The sequence below is a fragment of the Streptococcus oralis genome (assembly GCF_019929345.1).
Classification (GTDB): Bacteria; Bacillota; Bacilli; order Lactobacillales; family Streptococcaceae; genus Streptococcus.
The window spans coordinates 19,786-41,376 of the sequence record NZ_JAHZPJ010000011.1; the positions used below are offsets into that span (position 1 = coordinate 19,786).

The window sequence follows — 21,591 nt, forward strand, 5'->3', positions numbered from 1 at the left end:
GTGGAGTATGAAGGTCTGTCTATCAGAGAGATTTTCGTCTCCCCTCTTCTATTTTGTTTTTAAATAGGGGTTGAAATAAGTTTTCTGCTTCTATTTAAATACAAAATAAGGAGATCCTATCATGAATCTTTTGATTATGGGCTTACCTGGAGCAGGTAAGGGAACGCAAGCAGCTAAAATTGTGGAACAATTTCACGTGGCACACATTTCAACTGGAGATATGTTCCGTGCTGCTATGGCAAATCAAACTGAAATGGGTGTACTTGCAAAGTCATACATTGATAAAGGTGAGTTGGTTCCAGATGAAGTTACAAATGGAATTGTTAAAGAACGCCTTTCACAGGATGATATCAAAGAAACAGGTTTCTTGTTGGATGGTTACCCACGTACTATCGAACAAGCTCATGCTTTAGACAAAACATTGGCTGAACTTGGTATTGAACTTGAAGGTGTGATTAATATCGAAGTGAACCCAGATTGTCTTTTGGAACGTTTGAGTGGCCGTATTATCCACCGCGAAACAGGTGAAACCTTCCACAAAGTTTTCAACCCACCAGTTGACTACAAAGAAGAAGATTATTACCAACGTGAGGATGACAAACCTGAGACAGTGAAGCGTCGTTTGGATGTCAATATCGCTCAAGGTGAACCAATCATTGCTCACTACCGTGCTAAAGGATTAGTCCACGATATCGAAGGAAATCAAGATATCAACGATGTGTTTAAAGACATCGAAAAAGTATTGACAAATTTGAAATAAAGCGTTTTTCACACTTGCAAAAAATCGCTACAAATGTTATACTGAGATAGTCTGACTTATAATTGTTGTCTCTGTTTTCAGAGGCATCGAATCGAAATTTATGGAGGTGCTTTTGCGTGGCAAAAGACGATGTGATTGAAGTTGAAGGCAAAGTAGTCGATACAATGCCTAACGCAATGTTTACGGTTGAACTTGAAAATGGACATCAGATTTTAGCAACAGTTTCTGGTAAAATTCGTAAAAACTATATTCGTATTTTAGCGGGAGATCGTGTTACTGTCGAGATGAGTCCATATGACTTGACACGTGGACGTATCACTTACCGCTTTAAATAATCGAAAAACTTGGAGGGATAAGAAATGAAAGTAAGACCATCGGTCAAACCAATTTGCGAATACTGTAAAGTAATTCGTCGTAATGGCCGTGTTATGGTAATTTGCCCAGCAAATCCAAAACACAAACAACGTCAAGGATAAGATAGAAAGGAGAAAACATGGCTCGTATTGCTGGAGTTGACATTCCAAATGACAAACGCGTAGTAATCTCATTGACTTATGTTTATGGTATCGGACTTGCAACATCTAAGAAAATTTTGGCTGCTGCTGGAATCTCAGAAGATGTTCGTGTACGTGACCTTACATCAGATCAAGAAGATGCTATCCGTCGTGAAGTAGATGCAATCAAAGTTGAAGGTGACCTTCGTCGTGAAGTAAACTTGAACATCAAACGTTTGATGGAAATCGGTTCATACCGTGGTATTCGTCACCGTCGTGGACTTCCTGTCCGTGGACAAAACACTAAAAACAACGCTCGCACTCGTAAAGGTAAAGCTGTTGCGATTGCTGGTAAGAAAAAATAATATAGGAGGTAAAAGTCTTGGCTAAACCAACACGTAAACGTCGTGTGAAAAAGAATATCGAATCTGGTATTGCTCATATTCACGCTACATTTAATAACACTATTGTTATGATTACTGATGTGCATGGTAATGCAATCGCTTGGTCATCAGCTGGTGCTCTTGGTTTCAAAGGTTCTCGTAAATCTACACCATTCGCTGCTCAAATGGCTTCTGAAGCTGCTGCTAAATCTGCACAAGAACACGGTCTTAAATCAGTTGAAGTTACTGTAAAAGGTCCAGGTTCTGGTCGTGAGTCAGCTATTCGTGCGCTTGCTGCCGCTGGTCTTGAAGTAACAGCAATTCGTGATGTGACTCCAGTGCCACACAATGGTGCTCGTCCTCCAAAACGTCGCCGTGTATAATCATTGCATTACACTGCTTTTCGTTTAAGAGGGAGTAACTAAATGATCGAGTTTGAAAAACCAAATATAACAAAAATTGATGAAAATAAAGATTATGGCAAGTTTGTAATCGAACCACTTGAACGTGGCTATGGTACAACTCTTGGTAACTCTCTTCGTCGTGTACTACTAGCTTCTCTACCAGGAGCGGCAGTGACATCTATCAACATTGAAGGTGTCTTGCATGAGTTCGACACAGTTCCAGGTGTTCGTGAAGATGTGATGCAAATCATTTTGAACATTAAAGGGATTGCAGTGAAATCATACGTTGAAGACGAAAAAATCATTGAGCTTGACGTTGAAGGTCCTGCTGAAATTACAGCTGGAGATATTTTGACTGACAGTGATATTGAAATTGTAAATTCAGATCATTATCTCTTTACAATCAGTGAAGGTTCTTCTCTAAAAGCGACAATGACTGTTAACAGTGGTCGTGGATATGTACCTGCTGATGAAAACAAAAAAGATAATGCACCAGTTGGAACACTTGCTGTAGATTCTATTTATACACCAGTTACAAAAGTCAACTATCAAGTTGAGCCTGCTCGTGTAGGTAGCAATGATGGATTTGACAAATTAACCCTTGAAATCTTGACTAATGGAACAATTATTCCAGAAGATGCTTTAGGGCTTTCAGCACGTATCTTGACAGAACATCTTGATTTGTTTACAAATCTTACTGAGATTGCTAAGTCAACTGAAGTGATGAAAGAAGCTGATACTGAATCTGACGATCGTATTTTGGATCGTACGATTGAGGAACTGGACTTGTCTGTGCGTTCATACAACTGTTTGAAACGTGCCGGTATCAACACTGTGCATGATTTGACAGAAAAATCTGAAGCAGAGATGATGAAAGTACGAAATCTTGGACGCAAGAGTTTGGAAGAAGTGAAACTCAAACTCATTGACTTGGGTCTTGGATTAAAAGATAAATAAAGGAGGAATACATGGCTTACCGTAAACTAGGACGCACTAGCTCACAACGTAAAGCAATGCTTCGCGATTTGACAACTGACCTTTTGATCAACGAATCAATCGTGACAACTGAAGCTCGTGCTAAAGAAATCCGTAAAACTGTTGAAAAAATGATTACTCTAGGTAAACGTGGTGATTTGCATGCACGTCGTCAAGCAGCTGCTTTCGTACGTAATGAAATCGCATCTGAAAACTATGATGAAGCAACTGATAAGTACACTTCTACTACAGCACTTCAAAAATTGTTCTCAGAAATCGCACCTCGTTATGCTGAACGTAACGGTGGATACACTCGTATCCTTAAAACTGAACCACGTCGTGGTGATGCTGCGCCAATGGCGATCATCGAATTAGTATAAAATCATCAATTTTGTTGAGTGTTATGATGATGGAGTCTTGTGCTCTTAGTCTAGCTCTGGTCTACCGCTGGGACTTCGGTCCTAGCGGGAACACTCATCATCATTTGATAGGGTAGACGCTTGTTTACGAAATTGTTTTTTGTTTAAGAACAACTTCGTAAGCAGGCGTTTTTTAGTATTTTTTTCGGAAATATGCTATACTAAGGAAAAAGAGAATCAAAAACGTTCAGTTTTTCTAATAATCGTAGAATGGGAGTCTAAAGATGAAGGCTATTATTACAGTGGTTGGCAAGGACAAGGCTGGTATTGTTGCAGGTGTGGCTACCAAGATTGCAGAATTGGGTTTAAATATTGACGATATTTCTCAGACCGTTTTGGATGAATATTTCACGATGATGGCTGTCGTATCTAGTGATGAAAAACAGGATTTTACAACTCTGCGAAATGAGTTTGAAACTTTCGGTCAGACCTTGAATGTCAAAATCAATATTCAAAGTGCGGCGATTTTTGACGCTATGTATAATATCTAGGAGGCGGCTATGGATATTAGACAAGTTACAGAAACCATTGCCATGATCGAGGAGCAGAACTTCGATATCAGAACCATCACCATGGGGATTTCCCTTTTGGACTGTATTGATCCTGACATCGAACGTGCTGCTGAAAAAATTTACCAAAAAATCACCACTAAAGCTGCAAATCTGGTGGCTGTTGGAGATGAAATTGCTGCAGAACTTGGGATTCCTATTGTCAATAAACGGGTATCGGTGACTCCGATTTCTTTAATTGGTGCTGCGACTGATGCGACAGACTATCTTGTTTTGGCAAAGGCTCTTGATAAGGCTGCCAAGGAGATTGGTGTTGACTTTATTGGTGGATTCTCAGCTTTGGTACAAAAAGGCTACCAAAAAGGAGATGAAATTCTCATCAATTCTATCCCACGCGCTCTAGCTGAGACAGACAAGGTTTGTTCGTCTGTTAACATTGGCTCAACTAAGTCAGGCATCAACATGACTGCGGTCGCTGATATGGGACGTATCATCAAGGAAACAGCGAACTTATCAGATATGGGAGCGGCTAAGTTGGTCGTATTTGCTAACGCTGTTGAGGACAATCCTTTTATGGCGGGGGCCTTCCATGGTGTCGGTGAAGCAGATGTCATCATCAATGTTGGTGTTTCAGGTCCTGGTGTTGTCAAACGCGCCTTGGAGAAAGTTCGTGGTCAGAGTTTTGATGTAGTAGCGGAAACAGTCAAGAAAACAGCCTTCAAGATTACTCGTATCGGTCAGCTGGTCGGTCAAATGGCGAGCGAACGCCTTGGAGTTGACTTTGGGATTGTAGACCTAAGTTTGGCACCAACTCCTGCAGTTGGAGACTCTGTGGCACGTGTCCTTGAGGAAATGGGATTAGAAACAGTTGGTACGCATGGGACGACGGCTGCCCTCGCTCTTTTGAATGACCAAGTTAAGAAGGGTGGAGTGATGGCTTGTAACCAAGTCGGTGGCTTGTCAGGTGCTTTTATCCCCGTTTCTGAAGATGAGGGGATGATTGCTGCGGTGCAAAATGGCTCTCTGAATTTAGAGAAACTAGAAGCCATGACAGCTATCTGTTCTGTTGGACTGGATATGATTGCCATTCCAGAAGATACGCCTGCTGAAACCATTGCAGCTATGATTGCGGATGAGGCGGCAATCGGTGTTATTAACATGAAAACGACAGCTGTTCGTATTATTCCAAAGGGCAAAGAAGGCGATATGATTGAGTTTGGTGGATTGCTAGGGACAGCTCCAGTGATGAAAGTCAACGGGGCTTCGTCTGTTGATTTCATTTCTCGCGGTGGGCAAATCCCAGCTCCAATCCATAGTTTTAAAAATTAATAAAAAAGAGAGAAGATTTAAGTTGAGTTTAAGGATGACTGTGTATACTATAATCATTAAATAAAGACCTCCTAACTTTATTTAATAGAAATCCTAAACTTTTTCATAATAATCTCCTAGGGAAGCTACCATGAGGGTAGCTTTTCTTTTGGGTAATTTACAAATGTTGGCTTTGCTTTTGAAAGCCGAATATTTCTTTGTTCCATGATATAATAGAAGAAAATGGAGGATAGAAAATGTCTAAAGTAAGATTGTACTTGGTCCGTCATGGGAAAACGATGTTTAACACGATTGGACGTGCTCAGGGATGGAGTGATACGCCTCTGACCGCAGAAGGTGAGTTGGGAATTCATGAACTGGGAATTGGCTTGAGAGAGTCTGGTTTGCAGTTTGACCGCGCTTATTCCAGTGATTCAGGGCGCACCATTCAAACCATGGGAATTATCCTAGAAGAACTTGGCTTGCAGGGGAAAATCCCTTACCGCATGGACAAGCGCATCAGAGAGTGGTGCTTTGGTAGTTTTGATGGGGCCTATGATGGGGATCTCTTTATGGGCTTGATTCCGAGAATTTTCAATGTAGACCATGTTCATCAGTTGTCCTATGCAGAGCTAGCAGAAGGCTTGGTAGAGGTTGATACAGCTGGCTGGGCTGAGGGTTGGGAAAAACTCAGTGGTCGAATCAAGGAAGGCTTTGAAGCGATTGCCAAAGAAATGGAAGAACAAGGTGGAGGCAATGCTCTCGTCGTAAGCCATGGAATGACCATTGGGACCATTGTTTATCTGATTAATGGCATGCATCCGCATGGTCTCGATAATGGTAGTGTGACGATCCTTGAATATGAGGACGGGCAGTTTAGCGTAGAAGTTGTTGGTGACCGTAGTTACCGAGAACTAGGGCGTGAGAAGATGGAAGAGACAAATAATCAATAGAAGTTAGCTCCGATTAGGAGCTAATTTTTTTCCTGTTAAATAAGTTGGATTTGCGACTCAGTATTTCTTGTTATCCAAGTCTAAAAGAACATTTCTCGTCTTTCAAATTCCCTCAAAAATGGTATAATAGTAACATCATAAAATTGGAGAAATAGCATGAGTTTTTACAATCATAAAGAAATTGAGCCTAAGTGGCAGGGCTACTGGGCAGAACATCATACATTTAAGACAGGAACAGATGCATCAAAACCGAAGTTTTATGCTCTCGACATGTTCCCATATCCTTCAGGAGCTGGATTGCATGTAGGACACCCAGAAGGTTATACAGCAACCGATATCCTCAGCCGTTACAAACGTGCGCAAGGCTACAATGTCCTTCACCCAATGGGATGGGATGCCTTTGGTTTGCCTGCAGAGCAATACGCTATGGATACGGGGAATGACCCAGCAGAATTTACGGCGGAAAACATTGCCAACTTCAAACGTCAAATCAATGCGCTTGGATTCTCTTACGACTGGGACCGTGAAGTCAACACAACAGATCCAAACTACTACAAGTGGACACAATGGATTTTCACTAAGCTTTACGAAAAAGGCTTGGCCTATGAAGCCGAAGTGCCAGTAAACTGGGTGGAAGAGTTGGGAACAGCCATCGCCAACGAAGAAGTGCTTCCTGATGGAACTTCTGAGCGTGGTGGCTATCCCGTTGTCCGCAAACCGATGCGTCAATGGATGCTTAAAATCACGGCCTATGCAGAGCGCTTGCTTAATGACTTGGATGAGTTGGATTGGCCAGAGTCTATCAAGGACATGCAACGTAACTGGATTGGGAAATCAACTGGTGCCAATGTAACTTTCAAAGTAAAAGGAACAGACAAGGAATTCACCGTCTTTACTACTCGTCCTGACACTCTTTTCGGTGCGACTTTCACAGTCTTAGCTCCTGAACATGAACTAGTAGATGCCATCACAAGTCCAGAACAAGCAGAGGCTGTAGCAGACTACAAACACCAAGCTAGTCTGAAGTCAGACTTGGCTCGTACAGACCTTGCTAAGGAAAAAACAGGGGTTTGGACTGGTGCTTATGCCATCAACCCTGTCAATGGCAAGGAAATCCCAATCTGGATTGCAGACTATGTTCTTGCTAGCTACGGAACTGGTGCGGTAATGGCCGTGCCAGCCCACGACCAACGTGACTGGGAATTTGCCAAACAATTTAACCTTCCAATCGTAGAAGTACTTGAAGGTGGTAATGTAGCAGAAGCTGCCTACACAGAAGACGGTCTTCATGTCAATTCAGACTTCCTAGATGGCCTTAACAAAGAAGACGCTATTGCTAAGATTGTGGCTTGGTTGGAAGAAAAAGGCTGCGGTCAAGAAAAAGTCACCTACCGTCTCCGCGACTGGCTCTTTAGCCGTCAACGTTACTGGGGTGAGCCAATTCCAATCATTCATTGGGAAGATGGGACTTCAACAGCTGTTCCTGAGAGTGAATTGCCACTTGTCTTGCCAGTCACCAAGGACATCCGCCCTTCAGGTACAGGGGAGAGTCCATTGGCTAACTTGACAGACTGGCTTGAAGTGACTCGTGAGGATGGCGTCAAAGGTCGTCGCGAAACCAACACCATGCCACAATGGGCAGGTTCAAGCTGGTACTACCTCCGCTATATCGATCCACATAACACAGAAAAATTGGCCGATGAGGATCTTCTCAAACAATGGTTGCCAGTAGATATCTATGTGGGTGGTGCAGAGCATGCCGTTCTTCACTTGCTTTACGCTCGTTTCTGGCATAAATTCCTCTATGACCTTGGTGTTGTTCCAACCAAAGAGCCATTCCAAAAACTCTTTAACCAAGGGATGATTTTGGGAACAAGCTACCGTGACCACCGTGGAGCTCTTGTAGCGACTGACAAGGTTGAAAAACGTGACGGTTCTTTCTTCCATGTGGAAACAGGAGAAGAGTTGGAGCAAGCACCAGCCAAGATGTCTAAATCTCTTAAGAACGTTGTTAATCCAGACGACGTAGTGGAACAATACGGTGCCGATACCCTTCGTGTTTATGAAATGTTCATGGGGCCACTTGACGCTTCCATCGCTTGGTCTGAGGAAGGTCTGGAAGGAAGCCGTAAGTTCCTTGACCGTGTTTACCGTTTGATTACAAGTAAGGAAATTGTTGCGGAAAACAATGGTGCTCTTGACAAGGTTTACAATGAAACAGTCAAATCTGTCACTGAGCAAATCGAATCCATGAAATTCAACACAGCCATTGCCCAACTTATGGTCTTTGTCAACGCTGCTAATAAGGAAGACAAACTCTATGTGGACTACGCCAAAGGCTTTATCCAATTGATTGCCCCATTTGCACCTCATTTAGCAGAAGAACTCTGGCAAACAGTTGCAGTAACAGGTGAGTCCATCTCTTACGTGGCTTGGCCAGCATGGGACGAAAGCAAATTGGTTGAAGACGAAATCGAAATCGTCGTCCAAATCAAAGGTAAAGTTCGTGCTAAACTCATGGTTGCTAAAGACCTATCACGCGAAGAATTGCAAGAAATCGCTCTAGCGGATGAAAAAGTTAAAGCGGAAATTGATGGTAAGGAAATCGTGAAGGTGATTGCGGTACCTAACAAGCTGGTAAATATTGTTGTGAAATAAGATATGAATCCTTCAGAGTAGAATCTGGAGGATTTTTATTTGACAAGAAGTTTCTATTTTGTTAATATAATTAACAAAGAAAAGAGAGATTATGGATAAAAAAGAATTTATTACATTTAATAATCGTTTCAATAGATTTATTTTAGCGTTTGAACAGTTAAAAAAAACACAACATAAAATTAGTATTGACAAATCCATTACGTTGAATGAGGTACATTTGATTGTTGTGATTGGGAAAAATCAGCCCTTAAATCTAGTGAAATTATCTGAATTATTAAAAGTTTCGAGAAGTGCAATAACTCAAAGTGTTAGTAGATTAATTCAAAAAAATTTAGTTGTTTTTGATTTTGCTCCGAATAATGGGAAAAATAAATATTTGAGATTATCTGAAAAAGGTATCGAAGTTTTTAAAATCCATAAGGAGCAACAAGCATATATTGAAGAATCGGTCTTTTCAGTTTTAAACAACTATAGCGAGGAGGAGCTTCAAACAGTTGTGAAATTGATGGATGATATTGAAAATGTATGGGGAGGATTGCCGTGGTGAAAGTCACGGTAAATTTTAAATTTAGTTGTTAAGTATATTAACAAAAGGAGAAGATATGACTGTAAACATTGAACTGATTTCACAAACTGATTTAGCAGATGAATCTTTTTATATTACTATCAATGGTTTAGAACCAAGGACAAGGTATTGTGTAGAAATGTACCTATCTGATTATTACTGTATAAATGCTCCCTTACTTTTAGATCATGATGTCATGTGGAAATCAACTGCAATTTTTTTATCTGATCAGGACGGTATGATTGACACCTCTCAAACAGCATCTATTTCGGGATCTTATAAAGGAGTTTCAGAAATGGGCTTGTTCTTTAATGCGAAACCGTTGAAGAATAGGAAAAGGAGATTACCCAGTTCTCTTGATAGAATTCCATTGCGAGATTGTTTTGGTGTTGAAATTAAAATCAGGCTGGGGAAAGATGTGGTCGCGGAGCAAAGTTTTGTAAGGCGTTATATGAATCTGGGAATAAGGTATCAAGATATTTATGATAAGCATTTTCAAGGTCGATTATTTTATGATGAAAAGTTAAGAAAGGCGCCAGCCGTGATTATTGTTAGCGGTAGTGAGGGAAGAATTGAAAAAGCTCAGAACATTGCCCAACTTTTATCTTCTAGAGGCTATATTTGTCTTGCGATAGCTTATTTTGGTTTAGAGGGATTACCCCAAAACTTAGAACGAATTCCGATAGAATGTCTGGAGGAAGCGAAAGATTTTCTATATCATCATCCTCAAGTTGATAATACAAAAATAGGAATATATGGTCGTTCTAAAGGAGCAGAGCTTGTTCTAGCTGGACAAAGTATTTTGGATGATGTGCAATGTTTGGTACTCAATTCCCCCTCAAATGTAATATTTGAAGGAATAAAGGGAAAACTCAACTCTCATTCATCTTCTTGGACATATTTGCAAAAAGAACTTCCGTATCAAAAATTTCAACTAGGAAATTATTTGTTAAACAAGTTTTTTGGAAAACATATTTCGGAAGATAGTAGGGCTCGGATTGATGTGAGTAAAATTTCCTCTCCTTTATTATTGCTAGGAAGCGATGTTGATGAAATATGGAATGCGTCATCCGCGATAGATGATATTATTTCACATTATAAAGGGAAATCCATTTTGTTTAAAAAATACCATGAAACGGGGCATATGTTGACGGTTGCTTATCAACCGAATCATCGTTATCGAAAAGATTGGCGCTTATTAATGAAAGAAAGTGTAGACTCTTGGTTTGCCACGATAAATTTTTTTGATACACATCTGAAAAATTTGTAGATAGTGCTGAACCGTGCTATAATAGTCCCAACTAAGATAAAAACACAGTTCTGGTTGGTAGTCCAGACGTAGGCAAGCCTATCAGTAACCTTCCTCCTTGGTTGTCCATTCTTAGGGATAGATTTAAGGAGGTGCTGTCGTGGAAATCGTTTCAATTGGCTTGACAGTTTATTTTGAAGATGGATTTTGGCATGGATTGTTTGAACAAGAGTATGAGGGAACTTATCAAGTTTGTCGTGTGACATTTGGTCAGGAACCAAAAGAGGATGAAATTTTGAAACTTTTACAGACTCAGTTTGCTCGGTTATCTTTTAGTCCAGAGGCAACAGTCAAACAGCATGTGAAGATTAAGAATCCGAAGCGTCTGCAGCGAGCTGTAAAGAAACAGGTGAAGCAGAAAGTTTCTTCTAAGTCACAAGAGCTCTTGCAGTTGCAGTATGACGAACGAAAAAAGTATTCAAAACAACAGTCTAGTCTCCAAAAGCAATTGCTCAAGCAAGAGAAATTTGAACGCAAACAGCAAAAACGTAGAGAGAAGCACAAGGGGCATTAACTCACTCGTTTCCATATTTGATCATTCCTCCATAAACTGGGGGGATGATTTTTATAAGAGGAGTTTGCATTGTTGAATCGAAAACCAAGTGTTTCCTAAAATTTTCATTAAGATATGTTATACTATATTCAAGGAATGAACAAGGAGAAAAACGATGCCAGTAAACGAATATGGTCAGATGATTGGTGAGTCAATGGAAGGTTATACACCAGGTGAATTGCCTTCCATTGATTTCTTAGAAGGGCGCTACGCTCGGATAGAAGCTCTTTTAGTGGAAAAGCATGCGGAGGATCTGCTAGCTGTTTATGGTCCAGATACTCCTCGGGAGATGTGGACCTACCTCTTTCAGGAGCCAGTGGCAGACATGGAGGAACTGGTTGCCGTTTTAAATCAGATGTTGGCTCGTAAGGATCGATTTTACTACGTGATTATAGACAAGGCAACGGGTAAGGCCTTGGGAACTTTTTCTCTCATGCGCATTGATCAGAATAACCGTGTAATAGAAGTGGGAGCTGTCACCTTTTCACCGGCTCTTAAGAGGACGAGGCTAGGAACAGAAGCCCAGTATCTCTTGGCTAGCTATGTTTTTGAGGAGCTCAACTATCGTCGCTATGAGTGGAAGTGCGATGCTCTAAATCTCCCATCAAGACGAGCTGCGGAACGTTTGGGCTTTGTCTATGAAGGAACTTTCCGCCAGGCAGTCGTTTATAAGGGGCGTACTCGAGATACGGATTGGTTGTCTATGATTGATAAGGACTGGCCTCAAGTCAAAGCCCGTTTGGAAGCATGGCTGGCTCCTGAAAACTTTGATAAAGATGGACGGCAGCACAAGAGCTTAAGAGAATTCTGAGAGGTATTGAGATGATTACTATTAGAAGGCAAGAAATCGTCAAGCTAGAGGATATTTTGCATCTCTATCAGGCAGTCAGTTGGACAAATTATACCCATCAACCTCAGATGTTGGAGAAGGCCTTGTCTCATTCATTAGCGATTTATCTGGCACATGATGGCGATGCTGTGGTGGGCTTGACCCGTTTAGTCGGAGATGGCTTTTCATCGATTTTTGTCCAGGATTTGATCGTTTTGCCTAGCTATCAGCGCCAAGGGATTGGTAGTGCCCTAATGAGAAAGGCTTTAGAGGATTTCAAAGATGCCTATCAAGTCCAACTGGTGACCGAACAGACAGAAAAAACCTTGGGATTCTATCGTTCTCTGGGATTTGAAACCTTATCTACTTATGATTGTACAGGAATGATTTGGGTGGATCGAAAAAGATAAAAAATTATTTTTTCTTAAGTAAAGTTTAAGCCTTTTCCTGTATTATATAATCATTAAATAAAGACCTCCTAACTTTATTTAATGAAATCCTAAACTTTTCTTTTTCATCATAATCTCCTAAAGAAGTCACCCAATCAGGTGACTTTTTTGTGGCTTGGGGAGGAAAAATCCATTTGGAAAAAAATTTTTAAAAAAATGATAAATCAAAGAAAAAGTTAAGTTAGCTTTAAGATTCATCTTGTATTATATAACCATTAAATAAAGACCTCCTAACTTTATTTAATGAAATCCTAAACTTTTCTTTTTCATAATAATCTCCCTAAAGAGGCCACCCAATCAGGTGGCTTTTTTGTTTGTGGCTTGGATTTTTGATATAATAGAGCCATGAGTAGAATTTTAGACAATGAAATCATGGGGGATGAGGAGTTGGTAGAACGTACCCTCCGTCCTCAGTATTTACGTGAATATATTGGGCAGGATAAGGTCAAGGATCAGCTGCAAATTTTTATCGAAGCTGCCAAAATGCGGGATGAAGCACTGGACCATGTACTCTTATTTGGGCCACCAGGTTTGGGGAAAACGACCATGGCCTTTGTTATTGCCAATGAACTGGGAGTCAATCTCAAGCAAACGTCTGGTCCTGTCATTGAAAAAGCGGGTGATCTGGTAGCAATTTTGAATGATTTGGAACCTGGAGACGTCCTTTTTATTGACGAGATTCATCGCTTGCCCATGTCGGTGGAAGAGGTGCTCTATAGTGCCATGGAGGACTTCTACATTGATATCATGATTGGTGCTGGTGAAGGCAGTCGCAGTGTTCATTTGGACTTGCCACCATTCACCTTGATTGGTGCAACGACACGTGCGGGGATGCTTTCAAATCCTCTGCGAGCACGTTTTGGGATTACAGGTCATATGGAGTATTATGCTCATGATGACTTGACGGAGATTGTTGAACGAACGGCAGATATTTTTGAGATGGAAATCACTCATGAAGCTGCAGCTGAGTTGGCCTTACGCAGTCGTGGAACTCCTCGTATCGCCAATCGTCTCCTCAAGCGCGTGCGCGACTTTGCCCAGATTATGGGAAATGGGGTTATCGATGATGTCATTACCGATAAGGCTTTGACCATGTTAGATGTAGACCATGAAGGTTTGGACTATGTAGACCAAAAAATCCTTCGTACCATGATTGAGATGTACGGTGGTGGTCCAGTTGGTTTAGGAACTCTTTCTGTTAATATTGCAGAGGAGCGTGAGACGGTAGAAGATATGTATGAACCTTACCTGATTCAGAAAGGTTTCATCATGCGAACTCGTTCTGGACGGGTGGCGACAGCTAAGGCATATGAGCATTTAGGGTATGAATACAATGAAAAATGAACAAGAAATTCTAGATGCTTTCAGAGAAAATCCAGATATGATGACCATTCTGACCATCATTCGTGATCTTGATCTGAAAGACTCGTGGTTGGCAGCAGGTTCTGTCAGGAATTTCATCTGGAATCTATTGTCAGACAAATCGCCTTTTGATCATGAAACGGACGTGGATGTGATTTTCTTTGATCCAGATGTTTCTTATGAGGAAACAGTATCCCTAGAAAAAAAGCTGAGAGAAGATTTCCCTCAGTATCAGTGGGAGTTGAAAAATCAGGTCTATATGCATCTGCACAGTCCCCACACAGCGCCTTACACGAGTTCTCGTGATGCCATGAGTAAGTATCCTGAGCGCTGTACGGCGATAGGTCTTCGCTTGCATGCCGATGCAACTTTAGAGCCCTTTGCGCCCTATGGTTTAGAGGATATTTTAAAGTTTCAAGTTTCCCCAACTCCTCATTTTTTAGAGAATGAGGACCGAATGAAGCTCTATCAAGAACGCTTGTCCAAGAAAAATTGGCAAGAAAAATGGAAAAATCTCACTTTTTCAAAAAACTTAAGAAAAATTTAAGTTAGGGACGGTATACTAGGTTCATAAGTTAAGAGAAACTTAACTTAAACTCCTAAAACTTTTTCATAATAATCTCCCTATAAAATAAAGTCGCCTAATCAGGCGGCTTATTTTTTGTCTATCTGCAAGCAGGGGCAGTAACTTAGCAATAGAAGAAAATAGGGAAATATGGTATAATGAAACGATAGATTTTTGAATAGGAATATGATCATGTTTGGATTTTTTAAGAAAGATAAAGCTGTAGAAGTTGAGGTTCCAACACAGGTTCCTGCTCACATCGGGATCATCATGGATGGAAATGGTCGCTGGGCTAAAAAACGGATGCAACCACGGGTTTTTGGTCATAAGGCGGGAATGGAAGCCCTCCAAAAGGTGACCAAGGCAGCTAACAAGATGGGAGTTAAGGTTATCACAGTCTATGCCTTTTCAACGGAAAATTGGGCACGCCCAGATCAAGAAGTCAAGTTTATCATGAACTTGCCAGTCGAATTTTATGATAACTATGTTCCTGAATTGCACGCAAATAACGTTAAGATTCAGATGATTGGGGAGACAGACCGTTTGCCTAAGCCGACTTTTGAAGCTTTGAAAAAAGCGGAGGAATTGACCAAGAACAATACGGGCTTGATTCTCAATTTTGCGCTTAACTACGGTGGTCGTGCTGAAATCACGCAGGCTCTTAAGAGCTTGGCTCAGGAAGTTCTAGACGCCAAAATCAATCCTGGCGACATCACAGAAGATATGATTGGGGACTATCTTTTCACGCAGCACCTGCCAAAGGATTTGCGGGATCCTGATTTGATTATCCGTACGAGTGGTGAGTTGCGTTTGAGTAATTTCTTGCCATGGCAAGCAGCCTATAGCGAGCTTTACTTTACAGATACCCTGTGGCCTGATTTTGATGAAGCTGCTCTGCAGGAAGCTATTGCTGCCTTTAACCATCGCAATCGCCGATTTGGAGGAGTTTAGGAGAAGATATGACCAAGGATTTACAAAAGAGAACATTGTTTGCAGTATTGGCTCTGGCCATTTTCCTTCCAGTATTGTTTGTGGGAGGACTCTTGTTGCAGATAGGCATTGGTTTGTTAGCCATGCTGGCTGTCCATGAACTCTTGCACATGAAGGGGCTAAAGACTATGACCATTGAGGGCGCTTTGACTCTTTTTGCGACCTTCGCTCTCACAGTTCCTTTAGAAAATTACCTAACTTTTTTGCCTGTTGATGGGAATGTGGTTGCCTATAGTATTTTGATTACCATAATGCTAGGGACGACCGTCTTCAGTAAAAGCTATACGATTGAAGATGCCGTTTTCCCTATTGCTGTGAGCTTTTATGTTGGTTTTGGTTTTAATGCCTTACTAGATGCTCGGGTGGCAGGTTTTGACAAAGTGCTTCTGGCCCTCTTTATCGTCTGGGCGACAGATAGCGCAGCTTACCTGATAGGGATGAATTTTGGCAAGCATAAGTTGGCACCAAGAGTTTCTCCTAATAAGAGCATTGAGGGCTTTATCGGTGGTATTCTAGGTGCGGTACTGGTAACAGCAATCTTCATGCTTGTAGACAGCACAGTTGCTCTCCCTTATGGAATTTATAGAATGAGCCTCTTTGCCGTCTTCTTCAGTGTGGCAGGTCAGTTTGGTGACTTGATTGAGAGTGCCATGAAACGCCATTTCGGTGTTAAGGATTCTGGAAAATTTATCCCTGGACATGGCGGTGTGTTGGATCGCTTTGACAGCATGCTGATTGTGTTTCCAATGATGCACTTATTTGGCCTGTTTTAAAGAAAGGAATATTGAATGATTGGATTGCTAACCTTTATCCTCGTTTTTGGGATTATTGTGGTGGTGCATGAGTTTGGACATTTTTATTTTGCCAAGAAATCAGGCATTTTAGTCCGTGAGTTTGCTATTGGTATGGGCCCCAAGATTTTTGCCCATATCGGTAAGGACGGAACTGCTTATACCATTCGGATCCTTCCTTTAGGAGGGTATGTTCGTATGGCTGGTTGGGGTGATGATGCGACGGAGATCAAGACAGGAACCCCGGTCAGTTTAACACTTGCCGAAGATGGTAAGGTCAAACGAATCAATCTATCTGGGAAGAAACTGGATCAAACAGCTCTCCCTATGCAGGTAACTCAGTTTGACTTTGAAGACAAGCTCTTTATCAAGGGCTTGGTCTTGGAAGAAGAAAAGACCTTTGCAGTGGATCACGATGCAACAGTTGTTGAGGCAGATGGAACCGAAGTGCGCATCGCTCCTCTGGATGTACAGTATCAAAATGCTTCTATCTGGGGCAAGCTCATCACCAACTTTGCAGGTCCTATGAACAACTTTATCTTAGGAGTCGTTGTTTTTTGGATCCTAATCTTTTTACAAGGCGGTGTTAGAGATACTCAGACAAATCTCTTTCATGTCATGCCAGAGGGAGCTTTGGCTAAGGTAGGCGTAGCTGAGACCGCTCAAATTACCAAGGTCGGCTCGCATGAGGTTAAGGATTGGCAAGACTTGACCCAGGCTGTGGAAGCAGATACCAAGGACAAGACCGCCCCGACCTTAGATGTGACTATTTCTGAAAATGGTAGCGAAAAACAAGTCACGGTGACTCCAGAAGAAAATCAAGGACGTTATATTCTCGGGGTTCAACCGAGAGTCAAGTCAGACCTCCTGTCCATGTTTGTTGGTGGATTTACAACCGCTGCTGACTCAGGGCTCCGTATCCTTTCGGCTCTGAAAAACTTGATTTTCCATCCAGATTTGAACAAACTCGGTGGCCCGTTGCCATTTTTAAGGCAAGTAGCGATGCTGCTAAAAATGGAATTGAGAATGTCCTCTATTTCCTAGCTATAATTTCCATCAATATCGGAATTTTTAATTTGATTCCGATTCCGGCTTTGGATGGTGGAAAGATTGTGCTCAATATCCTAGAGGCTATCCGCCGTAAACCCCTTAAACAAGAAATTGAAACCTATGTCACTCTAGTTGGGGTTGTCATTATGGTCGTTTTGATGCTCGCCGTGACTTGGAATGACATCATGCGAACCTTCTTTTAAACATTAAAGGAGTAATTATGAAACAAAGTAAAATGCTAATCCCTACGCTTCGCGAAATGCCAAGCGATGCTCAAGTTATCAGCCACGCCCTTATGTTGCGTGCTGGTTATGTTCGTCAAGTTTCTGCAGGAGTTTATTCTTACCTTCCACTTGCTAACCGTGTGATTGAAAAGGCTAAGAACATCATGCGCCAAGAGTTTGACAAGATTGGTGCGGTGGAAATGTTGGCTCCTGCCCTTCTTAGTGCAGATCTTTGGCGCGAATCAGGTCGTTATGAAACCTATGGTGAAGACCTTTATAAACTGAAAAACCGTGAAAAATCAGACTTTATCCTAGGTCCAACACACGAAGAAACTTTTACAGCTATTGTTCGTGACTCTGTCAAGTCTTACAAGCAATTGCCACTCAACCTTTACCAAATCCAGCCCAAGTACCGTGATGAAAAACGCCCACGTAACGGACTTCTCCGTACGCGTGAATTTATCATGAAAGATGGCTATAGTTTCCATGCTAATTACGATAGTTTGAATGTGACTTATGACGAGTACAAAGCGGCCTATGAACGAATTTTCACTCGTAGTGGCTTGGATTTCAAGGCCATCATCGGTGACGGTGGAGCCATGGGTGGTAAGGATAGCCAAGAATTTATGGCGATTACACCAGCCCGTACAGACCTCGACCGCTGGGTTGTTTTGGACAAGTCAGTTGCCTCATTTGATGAAATTCCTGCAGAAGTGCAAGAAGAAATCAAGGCAGAATTGCTCAAATGGATGGTTTCTGGTGAAGACACCATTGCCTACTCAAGTGAGTCTAGCTATGCAGCTAACTTAGAAATGGCAACAAACGAGTACAAACCAAGCAACCGTGTCGTTGCGGAAGAAGAAGTGACTCGCGTCGAAACTCCAGGTGTTAAATCCATCGATGAAGTCGCAGCCTTCCTTAACGTGCCAGAAGAGCAAACGATCAAAACCCTCTTCTACATGGCAGATGGAGAGCTTGTTGCAGCCCTTCTAGTTGGAAATGACCAACTTAACGAAGTCAAGTTGAAAAACCACTTGGGTGCAGATTTCTTTGACGTTGCTAGCGAGGAAGAAGTAGCAAGTGTTGTTCAGGCAGGTTTTGGTTCACTTGGTCCAGTTGGTTTGCCAGAAAATGTGAAAATCATTGCTGACCGTAAGGTGCAAGATGTTCGCAATGCTGTTGTGGGTGCTAACGAAGATGGTTACCACTTGACGGGTGTGAACCCAGGTCGTGATTTCACTGCAGAATACGTGGATATCCGCGAAGTTCGTGAGGGTGAAATTTCACCAGACGGACAAGGTGTTCTTAACTTCGCGCGTGGTATCGAAATTGGTCACATCTTTAAACTCGGAACTCGCTACTCAGCAAGCATGGGTGCAGATGTTTTGGATGAAAATGGTCGTGCTGTGCCAATCATCATGGGATGTTACGGTATCGGTGTTAGCCGTCTTCTTTCAGCAGTTATGGAGCAACACGCTCGCCTCTTTGTCAACAAAACGCCAAAAGGTGAATACCGTTACGCTTGGGGAGTTAACTTCCCTAAAGAATTAGCACCATTTGATGTGCACTTGATCACTGTCAATGTCAAAGATGAAGAAGCGCAAGCCTTGACAGAAAAACTTGAGTCTAGCTTGATGGGAGCTGGTTACGAAGTCTTGACAGACGACCGTAACGAACGTGTCGGAGTTAAATTTAGCGATAGCGACTTGATTGGTCTACCAATCCGTATCACTGTTGGGAAGAAGGCAGCCGATGGCATCGTAGAAGTTAAGATCAAGGCGACTGGTGACACCATCGAAGTTCACGCAGACAACTTGCTCGAAACCCTTGAAATCCTAGGCAAGAAATAAAAACTATAATCAGAAGAAAAACAAGGCAAAAATGTAACTAGTTTTTACCTTGTTTTTTCTATATAATGGGGAAAATGAGTAAATGAAGAGGTAAAGGTATGCTAAAATTTCCAAAGGATTTTGTCTGGGGTTCCTCCACTTCTGGACCACAGACAGAAGGACGAGTGCTTGGTGATGGTAAAGGAGATAATCTCTGGGATTATTGGTATCAGGTGGAACCTAATCGCTACTACAATGGGATTGGACCTGACAAAACATCGACTTTTTACGAAAACTGGGAGAAGGATATTGAGCTTTTGTTAGAGACTGGCCATACAGCCTTTCGAACTTCTATCCAGTGGTCTCGTATTTTCCCGCAAGGTCGTGGAGAGGTCAATCCGCAAGGGGTGGCTTTCTACCGTCAGGTTTTTGAAGCTATTAAGGCCAAGGGGATTCGTCTCTTAGTCAATCTCTATCACTTCGACCTGCCATTTGCCCTCCAAGAAGACGGCGATGGCTGGGAAAATAAGGCAACTGTCTCAGCTTATGAAGACTATGCTCGTTTTTGTTTTGAAACTTACGGTGACTTGGTGGATCAATGGATTACCTTTAACGAGCCCATTGTCCCCGTAGAGTTTGGCTATTTCTATGATGCCCACTATCCTCATAAGGTAGATGCCAAAGCGGCGGTTAAGGTTGCCTATCATACGCAACTGGCTAGCAGTCTTGCGGTCAAGGCCTGTCATGAACTCTTGCCTGATTCCAAGATTGGGATTGTTCTTAACTTGACGCCAGCTTATCCACGTAGCCAACATCCCGCAGATGTCAAGGCTGCTCGTATTGCCGACCTCTTTCAAGCTCAATCTTTCCTAGATCCGTCTGTTTTAGGAGCTTATCCAGAAGAGTTAGTGGAGATTTTAGCTGAGCATGATTTGCTGCCAGATTCTACAGCAGAAGAGTTGGAACTCATTCGTGAGAATACCGTTGACTTTTTAGGAGTCAACTACTACCAGCCTTTGCGTGTCATGGCACCGCGTTTTGCCAAGCATCCTGACAGTCCGCTCTTGCCAGAGCATTTCTACGAGCCTTATATCATGCCGGGCCGTAAGATTAATCCCCACCGCGGTTGGGAAATCTACGAGCAAGGGATTTATGATATTGCTCAAAATATCAAGGAAAACTATGGCAATATCGAGTGGATGTTGACAGAGAATGGCATGGGTGTTGAAGGTGAAGACAAGTTCCGTGAGAATGGCATGATTCAGGACGACTATCGTATCGACTTTGTCAAAGGGCATCTGCGTGAACTCCACCGAGCCATTGAAGACGGGGCCAACTGTAAGGGTTACTTGATTTGGACCTTTATCGATTGCTGGTCATGGCTCAACAGCTATAAAAATCGCTATGGTTTGGTAGAGCTTGACTTGGAAACGCAAGAACGTCGTCTGAAGAAATCAGGTCACTGGTTCAAAGAACTCAGCGACCATAATGGATTTTAAAAAAGAAATTCTGACTGATTATCTTAAGGGGCTTTGTCAACTGTAGTGGGTTGACGAAAAGTTGCAATCTGGAGAGGGCTAAATTGATCCTCTCCTTTTTTATATTCAAAGCGATGAGGATTCTAGTTTTAAAGTTTTCAAAGTTTCGTAAGCGAAAAGCATTTCTCTTGATGACTTTGATGAAGTTGTTGGTAGCGTCTAGTTTTTCGTTTGAGTAGGGCAGTTCCATTTTGCCCTTATCTTTAAAAAGTCTTAAAAAGGGTTTGGAAAATAGGATTTATACAAGAAATTGTTTCTTCAATGAGACTCAAGAATTGGTCAGCCTGTTTTTCTTGAAAATGAAAAAGTTCATAGTGCTTTCGGAGTTTTTGCTAGTAAGAGAGAATATTTTCAAGAATTCTTTTGTTAGCTAAGTGTATGTGAAAAGTTGGACAATAAAATCGTTTATGATGAGTTTACGGATGTGCTCTCAGTAGCGTTTGTTATCCGTATATTCATGAGATTTTCTATCCAATTGATTTATGATTTGGATGCGCAGGCGGTTCATAGCCTAGTTGAGATGTTGTACAATGTGAAAGCAATCGAGAACGATTTTTGCAAAAGGAAAGAGTTTCTTAGAGATGATTTCTTTAGATGTTCCAGCATCTAGAACACCCAAGATGATGATGTTCTTGTCTTTTATTCCCAGTAAGTTTGTGATAAAATTGGGTTGT

General features: G+C 41.8%; 22 protein-coding genes and 2 pseudogenes. 23 read left to right on the plus strand and 1 reads right to left on the minus strand.

Annotated features, from left to right (window positions below):
* The first annotated feature begins 121 nt into the window (after positions 1-121).
* The 23 genes and pseudogenes from K1I97_RS07570 to bglA all read left to right on the plus strand — a co-directional run bounded on the left by K1I97_RS07570 (position 122) and on the right by bglA (position 20,878).
* The gene (locus tag K1I97_RS07570) at positions 122-760 is read left to right on the plus strand and encodes an adenylate kinase (RefSeq protein WP_001050433.1); all 639 of its coding nucleotides are present in this window, start codon (positions 122-124) and stop codon (positions 758-760) included.
* 116 nt (positions 761-876) lie between these two features.
* Complete coding sequence (gene infA, locus K1I97_RS07575; RefSeq protein WP_001029883.1) at positions 877-1,095, plus strand: translation initiation factor IF-1; 219 nt, start codon at positions 877-879, stop codon at positions 1,093-1,095.
* 24 nt (positions 1,096-1,119) lie between these two features.
* Positions 1,120-1,236, plus strand: a complete 117-nt coding sequence (rpmJ, locus tag K1I97_RS07580) for a 50S ribosomal protein L36 (RefSeq protein WP_001808836.1) — start codon at positions 1,120-1,122, stop codon at positions 1,234-1,236.
* Positions 1,237-1,253: 17 nt separating this feature from the next.
* Positions 1,254-1,619: a 30S ribosomal protein S13 gene (gene rpsM / locus K1I97_RS07585; protein WP_000090781.1), complete on the plus strand. Its 366-nt coding sequence runs from the start codon at positions 1,254-1,256 to the stop codon at positions 1,617-1,619.
* Positions 1,620-1,636: 17 nt separating this feature from the next.
* Positions 1,637-2,020 (plus strand): 30S ribosomal protein S11, encoded by a 384-nt coding sequence (rpsK, locus tag K1I97_RS07590; RefSeq protein ID WP_001118385.1) that lies wholly within the window; start codon positions 1,637-1,639, stop codon positions 2,018-2,020.
* 42 nt (positions 2,021-2,062) lie between these two features.
* Entirely contained in the window at positions 2,063-2,998 is a 936-nt protein-coding gene (locus K1I97_RS07595; protein WP_223332061.1) for a DNA-directed RNA polymerase subunit alpha, read from the plus strand.
* A gap of 11 nt (positions 2,999-3,009) precedes the next feature.
* Positions 3,010-3,396, plus strand: coding sequence for a 50S ribosomal protein L17 (rplQ, locus tag K1I97_RS07600; RefSeq protein ID WP_000331493.1), 387 nt, complete (start codon positions 3,010-3,012; stop codon positions 3,394-3,396).
* A gap of 263 nt (positions 3,397-3,659) precedes the next feature.
* Positions 3,660-3,926: an ACT domain-containing protein gene (locus K1I97_RS07605; RefSeq protein WP_223332060.1), complete on the plus strand. Its 267-nt coding sequence runs from the start codon at positions 3,660-3,662 to the stop codon at positions 3,924-3,926.
* A 9-nt stretch (positions 3,927-3,935) separates the two neighbouring features.
* Positions 3,936-5,273, plus strand: a complete 1,338-nt coding sequence (locus tag K1I97_RS07610; RefSeq protein ID WP_223332059.1) for a PFL family protein — start codon at positions 3,936-3,938, stop codon at positions 5,271-5,273.
* A 236-nt stretch (positions 5,274-5,509) separates the two neighbouring features.
* Entirely contained in the window at positions 5,510-6,205 is a 696-nt protein-coding gene (locus K1I97_RS07615) for a histidine phosphatase family protein (protein ID WP_000049280.1), read from the plus strand.
* Positions 6,206-6,361: 156 nt separating this feature from the next.
* Entirely contained in the window at positions 6,362-8,863 is a 2,502-nt protein-coding gene (gene leuS / locus K1I97_RS07620) for a leucine--tRNA ligase (RefSeq protein ID WP_223332058.1), read from the plus strand.
* 91 nt (positions 8,864-8,954) lie between these two features.
* A complete protein-coding gene (locus K1I97_RS07625; RefSeq protein ID WP_223332057.1) occupies positions 8,955-9,410 on the plus strand; it encodes a MarR family winged helix-turn-helix transcriptional regulator in 456 nt (151 codons plus the stop codon).
* 55 nt (positions 9,411-9,465) lie between these two features.
* A complete protein-coding gene (locus K1I97_RS07630; protein ID WP_223332056.1) occupies positions 9,466-10,698 on the plus strand; it encodes an acyl-CoA thioesterase/BAAT N-terminal domain-containing protein in 1,233 nt (410 codons plus the stop codon).
* 139 nt (positions 10,699-10,837) lie between these two features.
* Positions 10,838-11,251: a YjdF family protein gene (locus tag K1I97_RS07635; RefSeq protein ID WP_216728606.1), complete on the plus strand. Its 414-nt coding sequence runs from the start codon at positions 10,838-10,840 to the stop codon at positions 11,249-11,251.
* Positions 11,252-11,405: 154 nt separating this feature from the next.
* Positions 11,406-12,101 carry a GNAT family N-acetyltransferase gene (locus K1I97_RS07640; RefSeq protein WP_223332055.1) on the plus strand — a complete coding sequence of 232 codons (696 nt, stop codon included), beginning with the start codon at positions 11,406-11,408 and terminating at the stop codon, positions 12,099-12,101.
* Positions 12,102-12,112: 11 nt separating this feature from the next.
* Positions 12,113-12,529, plus strand: coding sequence for a GNAT family N-acetyltransferase (locus tag K1I97_RS07645; protein ID WP_223332054.1), 417 nt, complete (start codon positions 12,113-12,115; stop codon positions 12,527-12,529).
* A 384-nt stretch (positions 12,530-12,913) separates the two neighbouring features.
* Positions 12,914-13,912 carry a Holliday junction branch migration DNA helicase RuvB gene (gene ruvB / locus K1I97_RS07650; protein WP_084867907.1) on the plus strand — a complete coding sequence of 333 codons (999 nt, stop codon included), beginning with the start codon at positions 12,914-12,916 and terminating at the stop codon, positions 13,910-13,912.
* Entirely contained in the window at positions 13,893-14,477 is a 585-nt protein-coding gene (locus K1I97_RS07655; RefSeq protein WP_223332053.1) for a nucleotidyltransferase family protein, read from the plus strand. Before ruvB ends, K1I97_RS07655 begins: the two co-directional genes overlap by 20 nt.
* A 210-nt stretch (positions 14,478-14,687) precedes the next feature.
* Positions 14,688-15,446, plus strand: a complete 759-nt coding sequence (locus K1I97_RS07660; RefSeq protein WP_223332052.1) for an isoprenyl transferase — start codon at positions 14,688-14,690, stop codon at positions 15,444-15,446.
* Between the two features lie 8 nt (positions 15,447-15,454).
* Positions 15,455-16,258, plus strand: coding sequence for a phosphatidate cytidylyltransferase (locus K1I97_RS07665; RefSeq protein ID WP_223332051.1), 804 nt, complete (start codon positions 15,455-15,457; stop codon positions 16,256-16,258).
* Positions 16,259-16,273: 15 nt separating this feature from the next.
* Positions 16,274-17,529: pseudogene (gene rseP, locus K1I97_RS07670) on the plus strand (RIP metalloprotease RseP).
* Positions 17,530-17,546: 17 nt separating this feature from the next.
* Complete coding sequence (locus K1I97_RS07675; RefSeq protein ID WP_223332050.1) at positions 17,547-19,400, plus strand: proline--tRNA ligase; 1,854 nt, start codon at positions 17,547-17,549, stop codon at positions 19,398-19,400.
* Positions 19,401-19,498: 98 nt separating this feature from the next.
* A complete protein-coding gene (gene bglA, locus K1I97_RS07680; RefSeq protein ID WP_223332049.1) occupies positions 19,499-20,878 on the plus strand; it encodes a 6-phospho-beta-glucosidase in 1,380 nt (459 codons plus the stop codon).
* Positions 20,879-20,942: 64 nt separating this feature from the next.
* On the opposite strand, the pseudogene K1I97_RS07685 reads toward bglA, so the two are convergent.
* Positions 20,943-21,500, minus strand: a pseudogene (locus tag K1I97_RS07685) (transposase); the annotation flags it as partial.
* Between the last annotated feature and the right edge of the window lie 91 nt (positions 21,501-21,591).

What these genes read in the sequence shown, in the direction of transcription:
- K1I97_RS07570 (WP_001050433.1), top strand. Translation starts at nt 122, where the DNA reads ATGAATCTTTTGATTATGGGCTTACCTGGAGCAGGTAAGGGAACGCAA.
- rpmJ (WP_001808836.1), top strand. Translation starts at nt 1,120, where the DNA reads ATGAAAGTAAGACCATCGGTCAAACCAATTTGCGAATACTGTAAAGTA.
- rpsM (WP_000090781.1), top strand. Translation starts at nt 1,254, where the DNA reads ATGGCTCGTATTGCTGGAGTTGACATTCCAAATGACAAACGCGTAGTA.
- K1I97_RS07595 (WP_223332061.1), top strand. Translation starts at nt 2,063, where the DNA reads ATGATCGAGTTTGAAAAACCAAATATAACAAAAATTGATGAAAATAAA.
- rplQ (WP_000331493.1), top strand. Translation starts at nt 3,010, where the DNA reads ATGGCTTACCGTAAACTAGGACGCACTAGCTCACAACGTAAAGCAATG.
- K1I97_RS07605 (WP_223332060.1), top strand. Translation starts at nt 3,660, where the DNA reads ATGAAGGCTATTATTACAGTGGTTGGCAAGGACAAGGCTGGTATTGTT.
- K1I97_RS07610 (WP_223332059.1), top strand. Translation starts at nt 3,936, where the DNA reads ATGGATATTAGACAAGTTACAGAAACCATTGCCATGATCGAGGAGCAG.
- K1I97_RS07615 (WP_000049280.1), top strand. Translation starts at nt 5,510, where the DNA reads ATGTCTAAAGTAAGATTGTACTTGGTCCGTCATGGGAAAACGATGTTT.
- leuS (WP_223332058.1), top strand. Translation starts at nt 6,362, where the DNA reads ATGAGTTTTTACAATCATAAAGAAATTGAGCCTAAGTGGCAGGGCTAC.
- K1I97_RS07625 (WP_223332057.1), top strand. Translation starts at nt 8,955, where the DNA reads ATGGATAAAAAAGAATTTATTACATTTAATAATCGTTTCAATAGATTT.
- K1I97_RS07630 (WP_223332056.1), top strand. Translation starts at nt 9,466, where the DNA reads ATGACTGTAAACATTGAACTGATTTCACAAACTGATTTAGCAGATGAA.
- K1I97_RS07640 (WP_223332055.1), top strand. Translation starts at nt 11,406, where the DNA reads ATGCCAGTAAACGAATATGGTCAGATGATTGGTGAGTCAATGGAAGGT.
- K1I97_RS07645 (WP_223332054.1), top strand. Translation starts at nt 12,113, where the DNA reads ATGATTACTATTAGAAGGCAAGAAATCGTCAAGCTAGAGGATATTTTG.
- ruvB (WP_084867907.1), top strand. Translation starts at nt 12,914, where the DNA reads ATGAGTAGAATTTTAGACAATGAAATCATGGGGGATGAGGAGTTGGTA.
- K1I97_RS07655 (WP_223332053.1), top strand. Translation starts at nt 13,893, where the DNA reads ATGAATACAATGAAAAATGAACAAGAAATTCTAGATGCTTTCAGAGAA.
- K1I97_RS07660 (WP_223332052.1), top strand. Translation starts at nt 14,688, where the DNA reads ATGTTTGGATTTTTTAAGAAAGATAAAGCTGTAGAAGTTGAGGTTCCA.
- K1I97_RS07665 (WP_223332051.1), top strand. Translation starts at nt 15,455, where the DNA reads ATGACCAAGGATTTACAAAAGAGAACATTGTTTGCAGTATTGGCTCTG.
- K1I97_RS07675 (WP_223332050.1), top strand. Translation starts at nt 17,547, where the DNA reads ATGAAACAAAGTAAAATGCTAATCCCTACGCTTCGCGAAATGCCAAGC.
- bglA (WP_223332049.1), top strand. Translation starts at nt 19,499, where the DNA reads ATGCTAAAATTTCCAAAGGATTTTGTCTGGGGTTCCTCCACTTCTGGA.